Source organism: Flavobacterium sp. C4GT6 (genome assembly GCF_036347315.1).
GTDB lineage: Bacteria > Bacteroidota > Bacteroidia > Flavobacteriales > Flavobacteriaceae > Flavobacterium.
Map to the genome: position 1 here is coordinate 1 of NZ_JAZGZU010000006.1, position 17,312 is coordinate 17,312.

Sequence of the window (17,312 nt, forward strand, 5' to 3'; positions counted from 1 at the left end):
ACTGCAATTTGTGGGAGAGTATGACACTGCCTTTCTTTTCAAAACCCTATCCAATATCGGATAGGGTTTTTTGTTTTATATAACTTTTGGTAGGGAAAACTATTTTTTAGCTGTTATTTATTTATTAGCTATAATCACAACCGTTTATCGATGAATTGTAGCTTTATAACGATTTAAGAGCCAGTTATTTAAAAAATAATTATATCATTGTATAACCAAACTGCAAATCAACCATTTTACATTATGCATAATAATTACTCTTAAAGGGATAAGTATATACGCTGAACAGAAGATGAAGTTGATGAAGTTTTTATTAATCGCCCTGGCGTTATTTACAGGTAGTGTAAATGCCCAGTTATTTGATTTTGATCTAAATGTTATAAAAACAGATGAAACCTGTTTCGGGAATGGTAGCCTTACTTTCGAAGTTTCTAACCTTACCCCCGATGCAACTGTATTCTATACCATTTATTTACTTCCGGATACAGACAATCCTATAGCAGTTATTACAGAAAATACCCTTGGCAGTCTTACTTCAGGGCAGTATCGTGTTCTAGCTACCCAAACACTTGATGACGAATCTAATACGCAACAACAGGATATAACTATTGATAACCTCATTGTAGATTTTGCAATTGAAGTAACATCGGCAGATGAGGCTTGTTCTAACGGAGCGACCATAGTGGTTAATGCACTTTCGGGAGAGTTAGCTGAGTGTGAAATTATATCAGGTCCGGTAACACGACCGTTACAAACTGAAAACGAATTCAATAATTTACCTGCCGGTACATACAATGTAAGGGCTTTTGATGCCTGTGGTATTGGTAAGGTAAAAACATATGTGCTGGAAGTACTTGATTTGGATCCGGAAATATCGGCTTCATTTTACCCTGATGTTGTTATCAATTCGTGTGATTCGATAACTGTTAGCAATACGGTATCACTTGAAACCGGTTCCATATCTTATCCTGTTACTATTGAATATAATATTCATGTTCCGGGAGAACCCGATACCACCACCACACAGGTATATGATAGCGGTGCACCGAGTTCTATAGAAGTATCTGAGGTTTTACCGCTTGTAGATGGTGTGAGTTATGAAATTACCATTACCAACGGATGTGGGGATTCGGTTACATCACAGCCTAATTTTGTAGAACCTAATATTGAGGCTGTATTATCAAGCTATAAAGGTATTTGTGGTAACAAATTTTTGGTACTTAACGTTTCCAAGTTTATGGAATCGTATACGGTTACTTTTTTAGATACACCGAATGGTTTTGATCCTGCTGATTTTGTACCTAATCCAAACGGACCCTATACAGAACCATCTATAGCTTATGGTGATGAGGATAATCCAGTTCCGTTTGGTGTTTATGAAGTATTGGTGGAAGATGAGTGTGGTCGTACTGCTACGGCTCAGCTAAATGTTGAGTTTGAGCCTTACATCCCTTCTGTAACAGGACGTAATAATGGATGTTTTTCCCTTTTTGGAAGAATAAGAGCCAGCATTGAGGATTTAGAGATTGTTTTTGCCGAGATAATATCGGCTCCGGATACTTATGAAGCAACTTTACCTGAAGATGTAAGTGATCATATTACCAGTCAGGGAGTTTTGGCGTTAAATAATATGCCACTTGGTGTTTATACGCTTCATCTTATTGATGAATGTGGTTATGAATATGAGGAGGAAGTAGAAGTGCCTGAGTTTGTAGAACAGGAGTTTGGAGGCACCACTATCCCGTCGTGTGAGGAGGGAATAGGTAGTGTATCTGTTAGCAGTGGTAATGGTTCGCTTACTTCTATGCAAATCATATCAGCACCTGCGGGCTTTGGTGAGCCACTGCCTTATGATGTTACCGAGTTTATAGATACTACCGTAGGAGACTTGTTTATGGCTAATTTGCCTGAAGGGGAATATGTTTTTCAGGGTACTGATGTTTGTGATTTAACCAAAACACTTACTATTACAATTGAAGGCTATCATCCGCCAACAGATGCATTTGAATTTACTCCGCTTTGTGGTAGTTTTAGTGTAAAAGTTACCGATGATAGTAACGGCACTCAGGGAGCTCAGTACTGGTTACAACGATTTAATACTGCCACACAAACGTGGGGACATCCGCAAACAGGAGTAGCTTATACAGGGGGTTCAATACCTAATAGTTCCAATTCGCTACAGGTGCAAAATAATACACCTGTAAATAACTTAAATTATTCGGGAGATTTCAGGATTATTAAATACCATGAAGGTTTTGGTGACGGAACTCAGGAAAACATAAGTTGCCTGGAGCTTTTAGGTGAGTTTAATTATACCGAAACCTTAACAATAGCAGGTGCATATACACTGGCATGTGCTGGGAGTCCTAATGATGTTTTTCTTGATATAGCGGGTTATCCAACTTCAATAAGAATTACGCACATGAACGGTGCTCCTTTTGTAGTTGATAACGGAACCGACCCTGTGTTTACCAATCTTGCAGAAGGAGAATATACTTTTAGGGTAGAAGATAACTGCGGTAATATTGTTATCCGTTCGTTTAACGTACAGTCACTACCTTCTATTGCTACGGCAAACGATGTAAGTGATATGATTGTTTGTGTGCCTCAAGGTTCGGGTAATACTTTTGAGTTCGATTTATCTCAGCAAAATGCCGGATTATTAGGAGAACAGTCGGCTTCGCTGTATACTATAACTTATTATACTACACTCCAAAATGCCGAGACAGGTGCTAATGCTCTTTCATCATTATATACTAACGTTATTAACGGGCAAACTATTTATGCCAGGGTAGAACACAACCAAATTGATATTTGTTTTGATGTAACTTCCTTTAAATTGTTTGTAGGAGAGATACCGGAGCCTGTTATCAATACTACAGGTGTAATTTGTGACGACGGCACGTTACAGCTTGTGGCCGAAAACGGTTATGCTTCATACCTGTGGAATACGGGAGAGACTACAAGAACAATTACGGTTTCACAACCGGGAACATATAGTGTTACGGTACAACGTTCTTACGGAGACAGGTTTTGTGAAGGGATTACATCGACAGATGTAATTCCGTCTGCAGCACCGTCAATGCTGGAGGTTTCTATTGATGACTGGACTGACGATGAGAATGTAATTACTGTGCTGGCACAGGGAACAGGAGATTACGAGTACTCTATTGACGGAGTAACGTATCAGGACGATAATCATTTTTACGATTTGGAAACCGGTATTTACCAAATATATGTTAGGGATAAAAATGGCTGTGGCTCTAAAACCGACGAAGTTACCTTATTACATTACCCTAATTACTTTACTCCAAACGGAGACGGACATCATGAACGCTGGAGAATACAATTTTCATTTAAAGAGCCTGATTTACGGATCGATATTTACGACCGTTACGGTAAGCTACTGGTAACATTCGGGCCTAATTATGAAGGATGGGACGGTACTTTTAACGGGCGTCCGTTACCATCTACAGATTATTGGTTTGTTGTGACCAGACAGGACGGAAGGCAACACAGAGGGCATTTTTCACTTATTAGATAAATAAAGCTATTATAGGGGAAAATGTTATAAGTAATTACGTATTAACTTATAATGTTATACCCTTAAGGTTATTGTTACCAATAGGGAAAAAATGGTTAATTTTATACCGGTTTCCCCCGCCTCATATTCAAACCCACACAACACCTTTAAATGAAACCGTTCTTTAAAAACCAACCTAAATACCAAGTGAGTTACAAGCATGATATTGGTGACGAAGTTTATTTTATGTACATGAATGGTGTACGTAAAGCTAAAGTAACTAACGTCATTATCAAAAAGAGTAAAAAAGCTATAGATATTTGGTGCGTAATAGATAAAAACCCCTGTGGGGAAGTGCATTCCAAAACCTTTAGGGAGGAAGAGTTATATCGTACTAAAACACAACTGCTGGACTCGCTTTAGGTATTGATTTCAAGATCTTTGATGTAGTCTTCATACTCGTAGAAAAACAGTTCAAACGCCCCCATTTTCTCATTAAAGAAATCAAATATATCATTCCATGAGTTCTTGTTATGCAGGCTTATTCCTGTTTTTTCTACCCAAATACGGCTTATAACCTTACCGTTTTCCAGGTGATGGTGCCTGTCAAAAATAGCATCGGGTAAATGTTCTTCAAGTAATATGTTTTTTAACGACTCTATTTTCTCAAAGTATATTTTGCGTTTCTCTTCATCTTTAGGCTCTATATCCAGCATAACCTGAGCCTTTTTGTTATCTACAAAAAATTTAAAGGTAACATCTTTAATCTTGGTATTGTACAAAAGCCATTTACGCGGATAGGCATCGGCAAATGCGGTCCAAAACTCTTTTTTCATTTGTTGTGATTCGGCTTTGCTAAACATGGCTTATAAGTTTTAATTGTGCTCCTTTTGGAGTATCTTTATTAAATAAATTAGATTATTGCCTGATGAAGTTTACAGACTTTTTAAATTATGTGCCAAAAATAATAAATCAGGAGTTACCAGCCTTTAATGCGCACGCAAAAATGGCTCCTATAGAACGTATTAGTTCACTAAACCCTGATTACTATAAAGATAACAACCCGAAACAAAGTGCCGTGATGATGCTGTTTTACCCAAAACAGGAGGAAGCACACTTAATATTAATACGCCGAAATGAATATCCGGGAGTACATTCTGCCCAGATATCGTTTCCGGGAGGTCAGGTAGACCCTGTAGATACTGATCTTAAAGCAACTGCCCTGCGTGAAACCTATGAAGAAGTAGGGGTTATACCGTCGGCTATTGATGTGGTAATGCCGTTTACCGAAATTTATATACCACCCAGTAACTTTTTGGTAAAACCTTTTTTAGGCCTTACGGCAGAAACACCACACTTTATCCCTAACCCCGATGAAGTTACCGCGCTTATAGAATTGCCTTTGCGTGTTTTTCTGGACGATTCGATAGTAATTACAACCGAAATGGAAACATCTTACTCCAAAAAAATAATAGTTCCGGCCTTTAAGTTTGAAGACTATATCGTTTGGGGAGCTACTGCCATGATATTAAGCGAATTGAAAGAAACCATAAAAAGAGTACTATAATGCTGCCGATTTTGTAATTTTGTAGCTTGTACTTTAGAAAAAAACTATGGGTTTATTTAAAACAAATCCGTTTGGACATATATTATTTTTAAAAAGATGGCTTATAAGGCTCTTTGGCGTAATGACACACAAACGCTACAGAGGGTTTAATGAGTTGCAGATAGAAGGGTCGGAAATTATAAAAGCATTACCGGAAACCAATGTTCTTTTTATATCTAATCACCAAACTTATTTTGCCGATGTGGTAGCTATGTTCCATGTGTTTAATGCCAGCCTTAAGGGGAGGGTAGACAGCATAAAGAACGTAGGATACCTGTGGCATCCTAAGCTTAATATTTATTATGTAGCAGCTAAGGAAACCATGAAATCAGGACTGTTACCAAGGGTACTTGCTTATGCCGGTGCTATTACGGTAGAACGTACCTGGAGAGCAAAAGGGGAGGAGATTAAACGTGATGTTAACCCGAACGATACAGAGAATATCAAAATAGCCTTAGATGACGGTTGGGTTATTACCTTCCCACAGGGAACTACAAAACCGTTTAAGCCTATCCGTAAGGGTACGGCTCACATTATAAAACAACACAAGCCTATTGTAGTACCTATTGTTATTGACGGGTTTAGACGTTCATTCGACAAAAAGGGGCTTAGAATGAAAAAGAAAGGCATATTACAGTCGTTTATCATTAAAGAGCCGCTTGATATTGATTATGAAAACGAAACAATAGATGAAATTGTAGAGAAAATTGAATTTGCCATAGAGCAGCATCCGTCTTTCCTTAAGGTAATACCTGCCGAAGAACTGGAGGCACAGGAGGAACTGAATAAAAAACGACAGTGGGATTACTAACCACTTACTTACATAAACCAAAAAAGAGGCTATTTAGCCTCTTTTTTGGTTTTATAAGGTAACTCCCAAGGGAAGTATTTGTTGAGTAGAAATGATATTGGGAACAGTACTAAAAAAGCGATAGCCTGTATTACTATTAAGGCTATAGCCAGTCCGAACAAATCACTTGGAATATCATATAAATCTAAGTTTGCCGACTCATACTTTTGAATATTTATAATAATACTAGTTAACTTTAATGAGGATACTCCGGCCACAAACCAGCAGGTAACAAGTATTGCAAGACTTTTAGCAATTAACTTACTGTTTAGTAAAGGAGCACGTTTAGAGCGCCTGAACATAAAAACAGGAAATACTACAAGGGAAGCAAAAATTATAAAAACTGTAATATAAATAAGTAGGTCTCTTAGCGTTTCAGATACATCTGTAAGCCACCTTATTAAAAAGATTAAAGGTGTTAAGGCCATAGTAAGTAAAAATATAGCAACATAATACTTTTTAAAATCCTGCCATTTTAGATTAACTTCAAACTCATTTTGGTTTAATAAGTTGGCCATTTTCAGTACTATTAATTACCTATTGTATTTTGTTCCTCATTAGTAGGGACACTATTTAATATATTACCTTCTTCCTTAGCCTGTTTGTTTTTACTTGGTATTTTGTAGCTAAGCGAAAAACCTACCCTTCGTGAGTCATAGCGACTGTTGTATATCAGGTCGGTTTGAGCAATACTAAGGTTTTGGTGAACGGTATTAAATAAATCGTTTACATATAGTGACACCGAAAGATTGTCTGACAGGAACTTTTTAGAGAAAGTTAAATCTACCCTTTGGTTAAGAGGTTTATCAACTATATAATAGTTATAGTAACCACCTGTGTTTGTTGTTCCGTAAGAAGCCGTAAACTTAACCTTAGCAGGTAGTATAATTTGTGAGGTCAGGTTAATGTTCCAAACACTTTTGGTATCAAGTCCCGGTATTATGTTTTTCTGATTTCCTACATATATGAAAAGGAAATTAATCTCATCGGGGTTAAAATCAAACTCAAGGGTTTTCTTTAAACCTTTTGTAAAAAGCATATAAGGTATAGGGATACCAAAGTTAAAGTTATATATAGTGGCATTATCTACGTTTTCATTTGTAATGGCAGCACCATTATCAGTAGTAACTACCCTGCTTATAATTTGGTTATTGGCATCGGTTATGGAGTAATTTATAAAAAAGTACTCAAACGCGTTAAGTTCCAGCTCGTAGTTGTTGTAAATAGTAGGTTGCAGGAAAGGGTTACCAAACGAACCAAGATTAGGGTTTTGGTAGCTTGTATTGTTAGGGTTTAACGCCGATGTATTAGGCAGCCTTATTTTTTTGTTATAACTGGCATTTACATGTATTTGTGGCATTACATTATACTGTACCAGCGCGTTAGGGAAAAATCGGGTTTGTTTAAACGGTATAAGGTCGTTATTCCCTGTAGTACCATTAATATCGTAAGATTCCAGCCTGCTCCCTACAATAAACTCAAAGTTTTTATAATTGGCATGACCTTCGGCATAAAAACCCAGTGTGGTACGCGAATAGTCAAGGTTTGTATTACCAAAACTTTTAGCCTCAAAATCCAATCTGTCGGCAAGGGCACCTGCACTTATTTTTGTTTTATCTAAAAACTCCAACTGTTGGGAGTAATCGGTTTTAAACTGATAGAAATTTTGGTCACTGTCGTTATTCAAAACGATGTTATCGTTTAACCTTGAATCCTGATCAAAGTTTCCGTTATTGTTGTTGTAGTTTACACGGAAATCCAGTTTTTTAAACGGGTCTTCAAAACGCTTTTGATAGGTAAGCATTACATCATTATAAAAGTTTTTGGTTTTCCCTTTATCGTCCGATATAAAACCATCACCTACTGCATTGATGTAAGAAGACGTGTTGTTAGTAGTTATATCATAATTAACAAGAAGCCTGTCCATTTTAAAATCAAACTTCAGTCCTGTTTTAAGGTAATAATAACGATTATTTCTGTCGGTTAAATTTCGGGAAATTAAATAATCAGGACTAAAAAACTCGCTGGACTGATAGTTTTCACTATAACTTTGACCTGCATTTATTTGCCAGTTAAACAGGCTATTACCTGAGTTTAGCGTAAGGCTATTGTTAAACCGGTGTCTTGAAGTATCATAGTTAGTATAGCTGTATCCGTTAGAGTAGGTAGCACTAAGATATTTTTGAGATTTTTTTGAAGATACAATATTGATAATCGCACCGCCCGATGTGGCAGGGAACTCAGCCCCCGGATGGGTAATGATCTCTACTTTCTCAATGGTGTTTCCCGGTATTCCTTCAAGATATGTGGTTAGATCCTGACTGTAAATATTAAGCGGACGACCGTCCATGTATACCTGTAGTCCTTTCCCTTGGTACATCATTCCGGCAACGTCTGAAACGATAAGTCCCGGTAGTTTTTTTAGTCCGTCAAGCAACATTCCTGAGTTTAGGTGTGATTGTTCGGAAAAATCAAATATTACACGATCTGCCTGTCGCTCAACTGCTTTTTTCTTTTTCTCCAGTACCACTTCATCCAGTTCGGTTTCCATTTTTTTTATGGAATCGTTAGCGGTATTTTTATCCTGAGCATAGAGAGATACCGAGAAAGTTAAAAGGATTGAGGTTAAAATTGGTTTCATAAGGTGTTGGTTTTGGTATCGTAAATTAACTGACAGGGAGGGCAATCCCTAAACAATGAGGTTACGAAATTTGGTTTGGTTTATCTGAGCAATTTTTTGGCATTACTATCAAAAAAAATGCCAGTACAACTTTTACAGCTGTTATGTTATTGAAAACCTTTAAGAAGAGTATTGAAATACGGCCTATTTTACAGCCTCTACAGTATAACCTTTTTTACGTAAAAGTATAATAACGCCTTCTTTTCCGCCAAGGTGGGCAGCGCCAACAGCAAAAAAGGTAGGAGTTGTTTTAGCAATTTCTTCTATTTTAGGTATCCAGTTTTTGTTGCGGTTGGTTAATAAAATATCGTCATTATCGCCATATATCTTATTTTCAGATTCATTCATGACCTTCATAATCTCATTAAGGTCTTTGGAGTTATATACCTCCATAACCTTTTTGAATTCGGCCTTATCGTGCTCCATGTTATCTTTTGCGGTTTTTACCAGTTCTTCCACCTGAACTTCATAAGGTACCTGGTCAAAAACAGCCATTTGTTCTTCTATGGTTTCCAGCCCGTAAACTTCCTCTTTTTGCTCATGAGTAATTTTCATAAGCTCTTCCTCGTAGGATTGCATAGGGCAATCAATCATTTTAGCGATAAGGGACATGCTTATAAGGGCAGGTTTTAGGTTATCCATTAGCTTAACGGAAACACCCAGTTCCTTTTTAAAGAAGGAGTCCAGCACTGCAAAGTCTTCTTCTTTTACTATAGTACTGATTTTTTTGCCGTCTTTCATCATCATCTCCTTCATCATTTCTGATTTTAGGGCAGGATCATCCATATCCATTTCAAGATAAAGCTGGCGGGTACTATCCAGAGCGATAAGTACGTTTTCGTCTAGTGTGGCATCACAGGTAATATGCATGGTGCCAAACAGGTAAGAAGGTTGTTTAATGCCGTTACCGGTTATTTTCCAAAGTAATGATTTGTCCAGTTTTTGAGCACTGGCCCCAATGGTAAATAAGGCAATAATGGCAAATAAAATCTTCTTCATTGTATCGTTAAATCTCTATTTTTTTTAGTTCCTGATAGTTTTTATTAAGGCGTTTAAGCAGGATACCATATATAAGTTTATAGAATAGCCATAATACGGTAACTATAAGTGATACTCCAATAATCCCCCCTACAAAGTAAACCAGTGTTGCCTGTACACTTTTACCATGTTCTTCATAGTTATGGAAAGCAGCCAGCCATTCAGGGTCGTTATAATACAATATCAATAGTACTACTAAAGACATTACGACTGTGTATGCCAATTTAATAAAAATATATCGTGATACAATTTTTCTTGTTTTTAAAATATTAGACATCAGGTTTTTTATAGTGTCTGTGTTCGTTATTTTTTTGTAATTAACATAAAACAGATACATAAAAACAAGGTTTATACCCATATCTATAGCACCAAAAACCGTATTTAATGAAGTACCTATATAATCTACTATTGATTTTGCGCTTGGAGTATCATTCAGCATAAATGTAAGCGTTAGGAAAAACGCAAACTCTATGATACTGATAAACAATATCCATTTTACTATGGAAGAAGACCTTTTGTGCAGCATGGCGTAGATTTCATTTTCAGAAATCTTCGGATAACGGTCTCCGTTTTTATTCCAGTCGTTTTTTAATTTATCTAATACGTCCATCTTATATCCTCGTTACGGATTTAATATTTTTTTAAGTTTCCCTTTAATTCTGTTCATTTTCACCCTTGCATTTACCTCGCTAATACCCAGCGTTTCGGCAATCTCTCCATAATCTTTGTCTTCGAGGTACATAAATACAAGGGCCTTTTCTATATCGTTAAGCTGATGTACCGCCTGGTAAAGCAGCTTAATGTGTTCTTCCTCTTCATAATTGTATTCTTCCTGGTTTACCTTGTGTATGGTACTGTTAAACTCAATAGTGTTTATGGTTTTAGACTTTTTCCTGTATAGGGTAATGGCAGTATTAAGCCCTACCCGGTAAGCCCAGGTTGTGAATTTTGAATCTCCCCTAAATTGCGGAAAGGCTTTCCAGAGTTGTATGGTAATCTCCTGGAAAAGGTCTTTGTGGGCATCTTCACTATCGGTGTAGAGCCTACAAATTTTGTGTATCAGGTTTTGATTTTCCTGTAACTGTTCGACAAATGACCTTTCTAAATCTGATCCCATAATGCATTGGTATACCAAAATGTAAAATTGTTACACTTTGTTATAAATCTTTTTCTTTATAGTAGTTAACAAGGTAGCCTACAAACTTGCTGTAGGTTTCAAGTCCGTCCTTTTGATGGTTTAATTTCAGGTAGTTATCATAAAAACCTTTAAAAATAACTTCTATAAACGAGGAATAACGATCGTTAAACTGATGGCTTTCCTCAAAATTAAGCAGTATCCCCTTATTGATTAACGGTAGCATGCTTTCGGCTTTTTCTTCATCCAGTTTTTCTATATTCCTCATGCAGTATTTTAAGGCAAATACGTAACCCGAATATTTAAAGTAAAGGTCGGTATTATGTATAGATGCCATATAACCGATAAAATTAGCCTCGCTCTCACTGGCATAACCCAACTGATGTGACATTTCATGACAGGTAGTTGTAGGGTAGTTGTATAATGGCAGGTTATAGTTTACCTGAGCCTCGTTAGTAAAAGGGTTAAGGTATCCGCCAAAGCCCATATAAGAGAGAGGTGTACTTATTAAAGACGATTTTACGCTTTCTATTTTATAGGTAAAGTCGGGGTATGTTTGTGCCAGCTTATCATAGCCGTTAAGCGCCTTGCCATATATTTGTTGTACTGTGTAAGGGTTAACTACCTTTGTACTGTCGTTTTTCACAATTTGAAGGTGCATTTGGTTAGCCTTGGTTATAAGGCGTTCGGTAAACGATACAAGTTCTTCTTCAGTGTATTTTTTTTCAAAACCCATTTTTTCATTCAGGGGAACTCTGTGGTAGTTGGTCGCCCAAAGCAGGTAGAATAAAAAATAAAAAACCGAACAAAAACTAAGTACGGTAAGTATATTGTTTTTGTATTGCTTTCGCCATGTTTTTCGGGTTTTCCAAATCCATCTTATGATCAAAAAAATAACAATACCATAAATAATATCGCCTACGGAAAAGCCAATAAGCCCGAAAAATACACGTGAACCTTTAGAGATGTACTGATATAGCCCGTTACTGTAATAACGCTCTACAAAATCAGGAAAAAAAGATAACAGGTTAACTATCAGTATTTGGACTAAAAGCAGGATACTCAGTATTATCTTTTTTTTCATTGGTTGTATTATCTGTTTGATGTAAATATAAGTAGTATTTTTGTACTGATAAACTGTTACAATGTTAACCCGATGAAAAAGATTGATGCTCCTGAAAAGGTTATTTTTATGTGTGACGGAAAAAAATGCGGCCGCTACAACAAATTGTTACGCAAATGTTTTAAGGAGGAACTCAAGGAGGCCCGACTAAAAAAGGATGTGGATATTGTGCGAATGGAATGTACCGATAACTGCAAACAGGCACCCGTAATTTGCCTGCAACCTCAAAATGTATGGCTGGCAGAAGTAAACGAAAAGACCGTACCGCAAATAGTGAAAGAATATTTTTAGCGTAATTATTTTATTTTACACATTCTAATATTTAATATCCTATTCGATCATAGTGTGCTGTTAGTAGCTATAAGCGTGGCAGCATTACTGGCGGCAATATCTTTTGATTAATAGCTGTATAGCCTGCCTCTACATCGTTGTAATTTGTTTACCTTTGTGGCACCGATTACAAATCGGTACAGAAAAACGAATTATTAAGAAGATAAATATCACGATTAATGAGCCAGGAAGTAAGAAACCTTGAGCCTAAAGCGCTCTGGAACAAATTTGCCGACCTGAATGCCGTACCAAGGCCTTCTAAAAAAGAAGAAAGGGTAATTGCCTTTATGAAAGATTTTGGTGCTAAACTTGGGCTGGAAACCATTGAAGACGAAGTAGGTAACGTTATTATTAAAAAACCGGCTACTCCGGGAATGGAAAACCGTAAAACCATAGTGATGCAGTCGCACCTTGATATGGTTCACCAGAAAAATGCCGATACTGATTTTAATTTTGATACTCAGGGTATTGAGATGTATGTAGATGGCGACTGGGTTAGGGCTAAAGGAACAACCCTTGGTGCCGATAACGGTTTAGGTGTTGCTACCATAATGGCAATTTTAGAAAGTACCGATATTAAGCACCCTGCTATCGAAGCGCTGTTTACTATTGATGAGGAAACAGGTATGACAGGTGCAATGGGACTTAAAGGCGGACTACTTGACGGTGAGATACTGCTTAACCTTGATACCGAAGAGGATGACGAAATTGATATAGGATGTGCCGGAGGTATTGATGTTACTGCCGAAAGAGATTATAACGAGGAGGAAGCTCCAGAGAACTCTGTAGGATATACCATTACCGTAAAAGGGCTTAACGGTGGTCATAGTGGTATGGACATCGATAAAGGACTGGGTAACGCCAATAAGATTATGAACCGCCTGTTATTTGACAGCTTTGAGAACTTCGGGCTTCAGGTGGCTGAAATAAACGGAGGTAGCCTTCGTAATGCAATTCCGCGTGAGAGCTTTGCAAAGGCAATTATCTCTGAAATTTTTGATGAGGCTTTTGTATTCGATATGCAGGAGGTTATTAATGACATTAAAACAGAATACAAAACTACCGAACCTAACCTTGAAATAAAGATTGAAAAATCGGCCGATACTCCTGCTAAAGTAATGGAGCTGGGCGTACAGGAAGGTTTAATACGTGCAATTTATGCAGCTCATAACGGAGTATACCGTATGAGTGCCGATATGGCCGACCTTGTTGAGACTTCAAACAACATTGCAAGAGTTATTGTTAAAGATGGTAAAATACATATAGGATGTTTAACACGTTCGTCTGTAGAGAGTTCTAAGTTTGATTTAGCTAATGGACTACGTTCGGCGTTTGAACTGTTTGGTTGCGAAGTAAACTTCTCAGGTTCTTACCCGGGATGGACACCAAATGTAAACTCACCAATACTTGAAGTATTAAAAGAGATATACGAAAAACAGAACAACGAGAAACCAAATGTTGTGGCTTGCCACGCAGGTTTAGAGTGTGGTATATTAGGTACTAACTACCCTGATATGGATATGATATCATTTGGCCCTACCATTAAGGGGGCTCACTCTCCTGATGAGAGAGCAAGTATCAAATCGGCTCAAAAGTACTGGAAATTTGTACTGGAGATTGTAGAGAATATTCCGCTTAAAAACTAAGTAAAAAGCTTAGTTCGCTATAAGATTGAGGTCCTGCATTTTGCAGGACTTTTTTTGTAAAAAAAGTCCCCTAAAATATATAACTTTAAGGGGCTTTTTAGCGTTACTTAATAAATCACCTTATTTAATGAAAAAACTGATACTAACTGCTATAGTAATATTACTGTTGCTATCCTGTTCCAACAAACCTGATTATGTAGATCAAGCCTTTTATTATTGGAAAAGTGATGAATGGGGTTTGGGTTATGGTGAAGGTAAAATATTAGATACTTTGGATGTCAAAAAGCTTTATGTTAAGTTTTTTGAAGTGAACCACAGTGATGTTAACGGTAATATTCCTATCTCTAAAACAAGCCTGAGATATGTTACCGGCTATGATAATTATTTTGACAGTATAAATGTAATTCCTACAGTGTATATTAAAAATGAGGTAGTTTTAAAAAGTACGCAGGAAGAGTTAGATACGTTGGCTTCAAACATTAATTATCTTATAGATTTATATTATAAGGATATGAAGTGCGGACAGCCATTAAAGGAGTTTCAGATGGATTGTGACTGGACGCCTAACAGTAAAAACAATTACTTCTATTTTCTTAAAAGCCTTAAAAAAGTTTCTGGTAAGACCATTAGCTGTACCTTACGGCTTTACCCTTATAAATATCCTGATATAATGGGTATTCCTCCTGTAGATAAGGTTAGCCTTATGTGTTATAACCTAATGGATCCGCTAAAAAATGAAGATAAGAATACAATACTCGATGTAAATGAACTTTCCTTGTATCTTGATAAAAAGCGCGATTATCCGGTTCATCTGGATATTGCATTGCCTGTATATTCATGGGGACAGTGGTATAGTGGCAATAATTTCAGGGGTGTTTTTTATGTAGATTCCGAGAGCATAAAAGAGATATTACAACCTATAAAACCTCTTTGGTATGAAGTAACAGCAGATAAATATCTTCAGGGTAATTACTTAAGAGCCGGAGACAGAGTGAAATATGAACAGGTTAGGAAAGAAGATATTAATAAGGCTATTGCCATTATTAAAGAAAGAGTTGTATTAAAAGATACGGTTACCATATCGCTATTTCATTTAGACAAAGAACAGTTAAACAGATTTACGTATGAAGCGCTTTTTCATTTTTACACTGCTTTTAGCGAATAGTTTTGTTTTTAAGCTTTCGGCATGCTGGTTTTATCCGTATGGAGAAAATGTACGTTACTGTTTTTTACATTCGGGTAATGTTGGTTACGACACTTACAGCTTTTATAACTACACCTCAGAATGGAATTACTATGCTGATACCTACGACGGATATGGTTTTAACCTTAAACGCCCTAATATAGAGTTATGGCAACAGTATTGTGACAATAAGATAAGCTATGTAGCTATTGAGAAAGCTGTATATAAGCTTAGTATGGATGAGGTTAGGATGAGCTCAAACAATGCTATGTTGCGTTACCTGTATGCCAAAGGGGATACCGATGCTATAGACTACCTGAAGTTTGCCAAAAGTGTTGAGGTTTTTTCGTCCTACTCTCCGGATGATGCATGGGAAAAGAAACCTGTAGATAATGATGCCGCAAAACTCTACATTGATAAGCTGTTAAAAAAAGCCGATGAGGTAAAAAATGAGTACTTAAGGGATAGATATTTGTTTCTTGCGGTAAGAACTGCGTATTATACCACTGACGGTACTCCGATAATCAGGGAAGTGTTTGAAAAACAATTTTCGCAAAGGGAAAAAAAGGATCTTATTTATTACTGGGTACTTCATTTTAATGCCATGTGCGAAAATAATCCTGCGAAGGCAAACTTTATGGCAGCACAGGTATTTGCTAATGCGCCCGATAAAAGGGTTGCGGCTACTCATAACTGCTGGGATAAAAATATTCCTATTGAAGAGGTTTTGCAATATGCCAAAACAAAGGACGAAATAGCCAATACATGGCTTATTTATGGTGTGAGAAGAACGGCTCCGGCATTATCATATCTTCAAAATATTTATGATAGCAATCCTGCGGCAAATGGTTTTGGGTTTATGCTTTTAAGAGAAGTTAATAAGTTGGAAGACTGGATACTTACACCCCAGTATTCTTTGTTTTTACCATCTGTAAGGCAGGATTTTTGGGAAAACTCAAACACTCAGCGTATTTTAAACAGGGTGGACGACGACAGGATGTATGCCTGTGATCTATTGTCTTTTGTTTCAGCGATAGACCTGTCTGAAGTTGATAATCCTTATTTTATAAAGCTTTCTAAGTGCTATCTTGAGTTTTTAGTTAAGGATTACGGTACGGCCCTTTATGATATAGCACAACTTAGAAAACAATTGCCTACAAACAGTAGTTTAAACAAATCGCTGGATTTAATAGAAGGACTTGTACTTACAGCATATCAGGATTACGGTAGTGCGGTTGTACCTGAAAAGATAAAAACATTAGTTATAAAAGAACTTAGGGCCGGAAATGGTAAATATATCTTTGCCATAGGGCGTGAGCTTGAGGAAAGAGGCAATACTACAATGGCGGCATTTTTGTTCTCTAAATTAAAAGATAGTGACGATTCTGAAAATTATTTATATTATTCTACCAATCAGCAACGTAGCAGATATGTAACCTGGAAATCAAAAAACGGGGCTACTACATCTTTTGATGATTACTATTATGATTACCTGTCGTATATAGATGCGGCTTATACCATACCGCAAATGCAGGATTTTTTAGCGGCTGTAACCAATAAGCAAACCAAATTACCTTTTGATAACTGGATTTATGAAGGTGTAAACGGAGACTTAAACGAGCTTTACAATATAACCGGCATGAAGTACCTGAGAAAAAATGACTTGCAGGGAGCGTATAGTTATTTTAAGCTTATGAGTACGGAGCAGGATGGTTTTGAGAGTGACCCTTTCATGAAATTAAGGTATACCGATTCTTTTTCACCCGTAGAGACAAAACAAAAGTTTACAAAAGCTGTTGTAATAAAAAAACTTATTGAATTTTTAGAGAAAGCGAATAATGTTAATGAAAAAGACAGGGACTATTATTACTTTTTAGTAGCAAACTGTTACTATAATATGACTTATAAAGGAACGGTATGGAACATGAAGAGAAGAGTGATGACAGACAATCAGCATACTAACCTAGAGGATGATAAAGAATATTATAATGCCATTTTAGCTGCTGAATATTATAAACTGGCAATGGATAATGCCAAAACAGATAAATTTAAGGCGCTTTGTTTAAGGATGATAGGGATGTGTAATGAAGATCATAAATATACTGAACTAAAAGAACAGTATCCTAAAGCTTATGATGACCTAACTTCAAACTGTACCCGTTTTTCTGATTATTTTAAAGCAAGGAGATAAAAACAAA

General features: G+C 36.7%; 15 protein-coding genes. 8 read left to right on the top strand and 7 right to left on the bottom strand.

Going from position 1 to position 17,312, the window contains the following annotated elements:
• Nucleotides 1-301 precede the first annotated feature (301 nt).
• Nucleotides 302-3,544 (top strand): T9SS type B sorting domain-containing protein, encoded by a 3,243-nt coding sequence (locus tag V3Z67_RS08850; protein WP_330442955.1) that lies wholly within the window; start codon nucleotides 302-304, stop codon nucleotides 3,542-3,544.
• A 150-nt stretch (nucleotides 3,545-3,694) separates the two neighbouring features.
• Entirely contained in the window at nucleotides 3,695-3,946 is a 252-nt protein-coding gene (locus V3Z67_RS08855; RefSeq protein WP_330442956.1) for a hypothetical protein, read from the top strand.
• Here V3Z67_RS08855 and V3Z67_RS08860 read toward each other — a convergent pair.
• Nucleotides 3,943-4,386 carry a DUF4268 domain-containing protein gene (locus V3Z67_RS08860; RefSeq protein WP_330442957.1) on the bottom strand — a complete coding sequence of 148 codons (444 nt, stop codon included), beginning with the start codon at nucleotides 4,384-4,386 and terminating at the stop codon, nucleotides 3,943-3,945. The two genes, V3Z67_RS08855 and V3Z67_RS08860, sit on opposite strands and share 4 nt — an antisense overlap.
• Before the next feature lie 65 nt (nucleotides 4,387-4,451).
• On the opposite strand from V3Z67_RS08860, the gene V3Z67_RS08865 reads away from it, so the two are divergent.
• Both V3Z67_RS08865 and V3Z67_RS08870 read left to right on the top strand, forming a co-directional pair.
• Nucleotides 4,452-5,090 carry an NUDIX hydrolase gene (locus V3Z67_RS08865; RefSeq protein ID WP_330442958.1) on the top strand — a complete coding sequence of 213 codons (639 nt, stop codon included), beginning with the start codon at nucleotides 4,452-4,454 and terminating at the stop codon, nucleotides 5,088-5,090.
• 46 nt (nucleotides 5,091-5,136) lie between these two features.
• Complete coding sequence (locus V3Z67_RS08870; protein WP_330442959.1) at nucleotides 5,137-5,940, top strand: lysophospholipid acyltransferase family protein; 804 nt, start codon at nucleotides 5,137-5,139, stop codon at nucleotides 5,938-5,940.
• A gap of 29 nt (nucleotides 5,941-5,969) precedes the next feature.
• On the opposite strand, the gene V3Z67_RS08875 is transcribed toward V3Z67_RS08870, so the two are convergent.
• The 6 genes from V3Z67_RS08875 to V3Z67_RS08900 all read right to left on the bottom strand — a co-directional run bounded on the left by V3Z67_RS08875 (nucleotide 5,970) and on the right by V3Z67_RS08900 (nucleotide 11,916).
• A complete protein-coding gene (locus tag V3Z67_RS08875) occupies nucleotides 5,970-6,497 on the bottom strand; it encodes a hypothetical protein (protein WP_330442960.1) in 528 nt (175 codons plus the stop codon).
• Nucleotides 6,498-6,508: 11 nt separating this feature from the next.
• Entirely contained in the window at nucleotides 6,509-8,620 is a 2,112-nt protein-coding gene (locus tag V3Z67_RS08880) for an outer membrane beta-barrel family protein (protein WP_330442961.1), read from the bottom strand.
• Nucleotides 8,621-8,803: 183 nt separating this feature from the next.
• A complete protein-coding gene (locus tag V3Z67_RS08885) occupies nucleotides 8,804-9,658 on the bottom strand; it encodes a TraB/GumN family protein (protein WP_330442962.1) in 855 nt (284 codons plus the stop codon).
• A 7-nt stretch (nucleotides 9,659-9,665) separates the two neighbouring features.
• Nucleotides 9,666-10,307, bottom strand: a complete 642-nt coding sequence (locus V3Z67_RS08890) for a hypothetical protein (protein WP_330442963.1) — start codon at nucleotides 10,305-10,307, stop codon at nucleotides 9,666-9,668.
• Between the two features lie 12 nt (nucleotides 10,308-10,319).
• Nucleotides 10,320-10,814, bottom strand: a complete 495-nt coding sequence (locus V3Z67_RS08895; protein ID WP_035136061.1) for an RNA polymerase sigma factor — start codon at nucleotides 10,812-10,814, stop codon at nucleotides 10,320-10,322.
• 40 nt (nucleotides 10,815-10,854) lie between these two features.
• Complete coding sequence (locus V3Z67_RS08900; protein WP_330442964.1) at nucleotides 10,855-11,916, bottom strand: DUF3810 domain-containing protein; 1,062 nt, start codon at nucleotides 11,914-11,916, stop codon at nucleotides 10,855-10,857.
• 72 nt (nucleotides 11,917-11,988) lie between these two features.
• On the opposite strand from V3Z67_RS08900, the gene V3Z67_RS08905 reads away from it, so the two are divergent.
• The 4 genes from V3Z67_RS08905 to V3Z67_RS08920 all read left to right on the top strand — a co-directional run bounded on the left by V3Z67_RS08905 (nucleotide 11,989) and on the right by V3Z67_RS08920 (nucleotide 17,305).
• Entirely contained in the window at nucleotides 11,989-12,246 is a 258-nt protein-coding gene (locus tag V3Z67_RS08905) for a (2Fe-2S) ferredoxin domain-containing protein (protein ID WP_330442965.1), read from the top strand.
• Nucleotides 12,247-12,464: 218 nt separating this feature from the next.
• Complete coding sequence (locus V3Z67_RS08910) at nucleotides 12,465-13,931, top strand: aminoacyl-histidine dipeptidase (protein WP_330442966.1); 1,467 nt, start codon at nucleotides 12,465-12,467, stop codon at nucleotides 13,929-13,931.
• Between the two features lie 127 nt (nucleotides 13,932-14,058).
• Nucleotides 14,059-15,096 carry a hypothetical protein gene (locus tag V3Z67_RS08915; RefSeq protein ID WP_330442967.1) on the top strand — a complete coding sequence of 346 codons (1,038 nt, stop codon included), beginning with the start codon at nucleotides 14,059-14,061 and terminating at the stop codon, nucleotides 15,094-15,096.
• Complete coding sequence (locus tag V3Z67_RS08920; RefSeq protein ID WP_330442968.1) at nucleotides 15,056-17,305, top strand: hypothetical protein; 2,250 nt, start codon at nucleotides 15,056-15,058, stop codon at nucleotides 17,303-17,305. The genes V3Z67_RS08915 and V3Z67_RS08920 overlap by 41 nt, the downstream gene beginning before the upstream one ends.
• The last annotated feature ends 7 nt before the right edge of the window (nucleotides 17,306-17,312 follow it).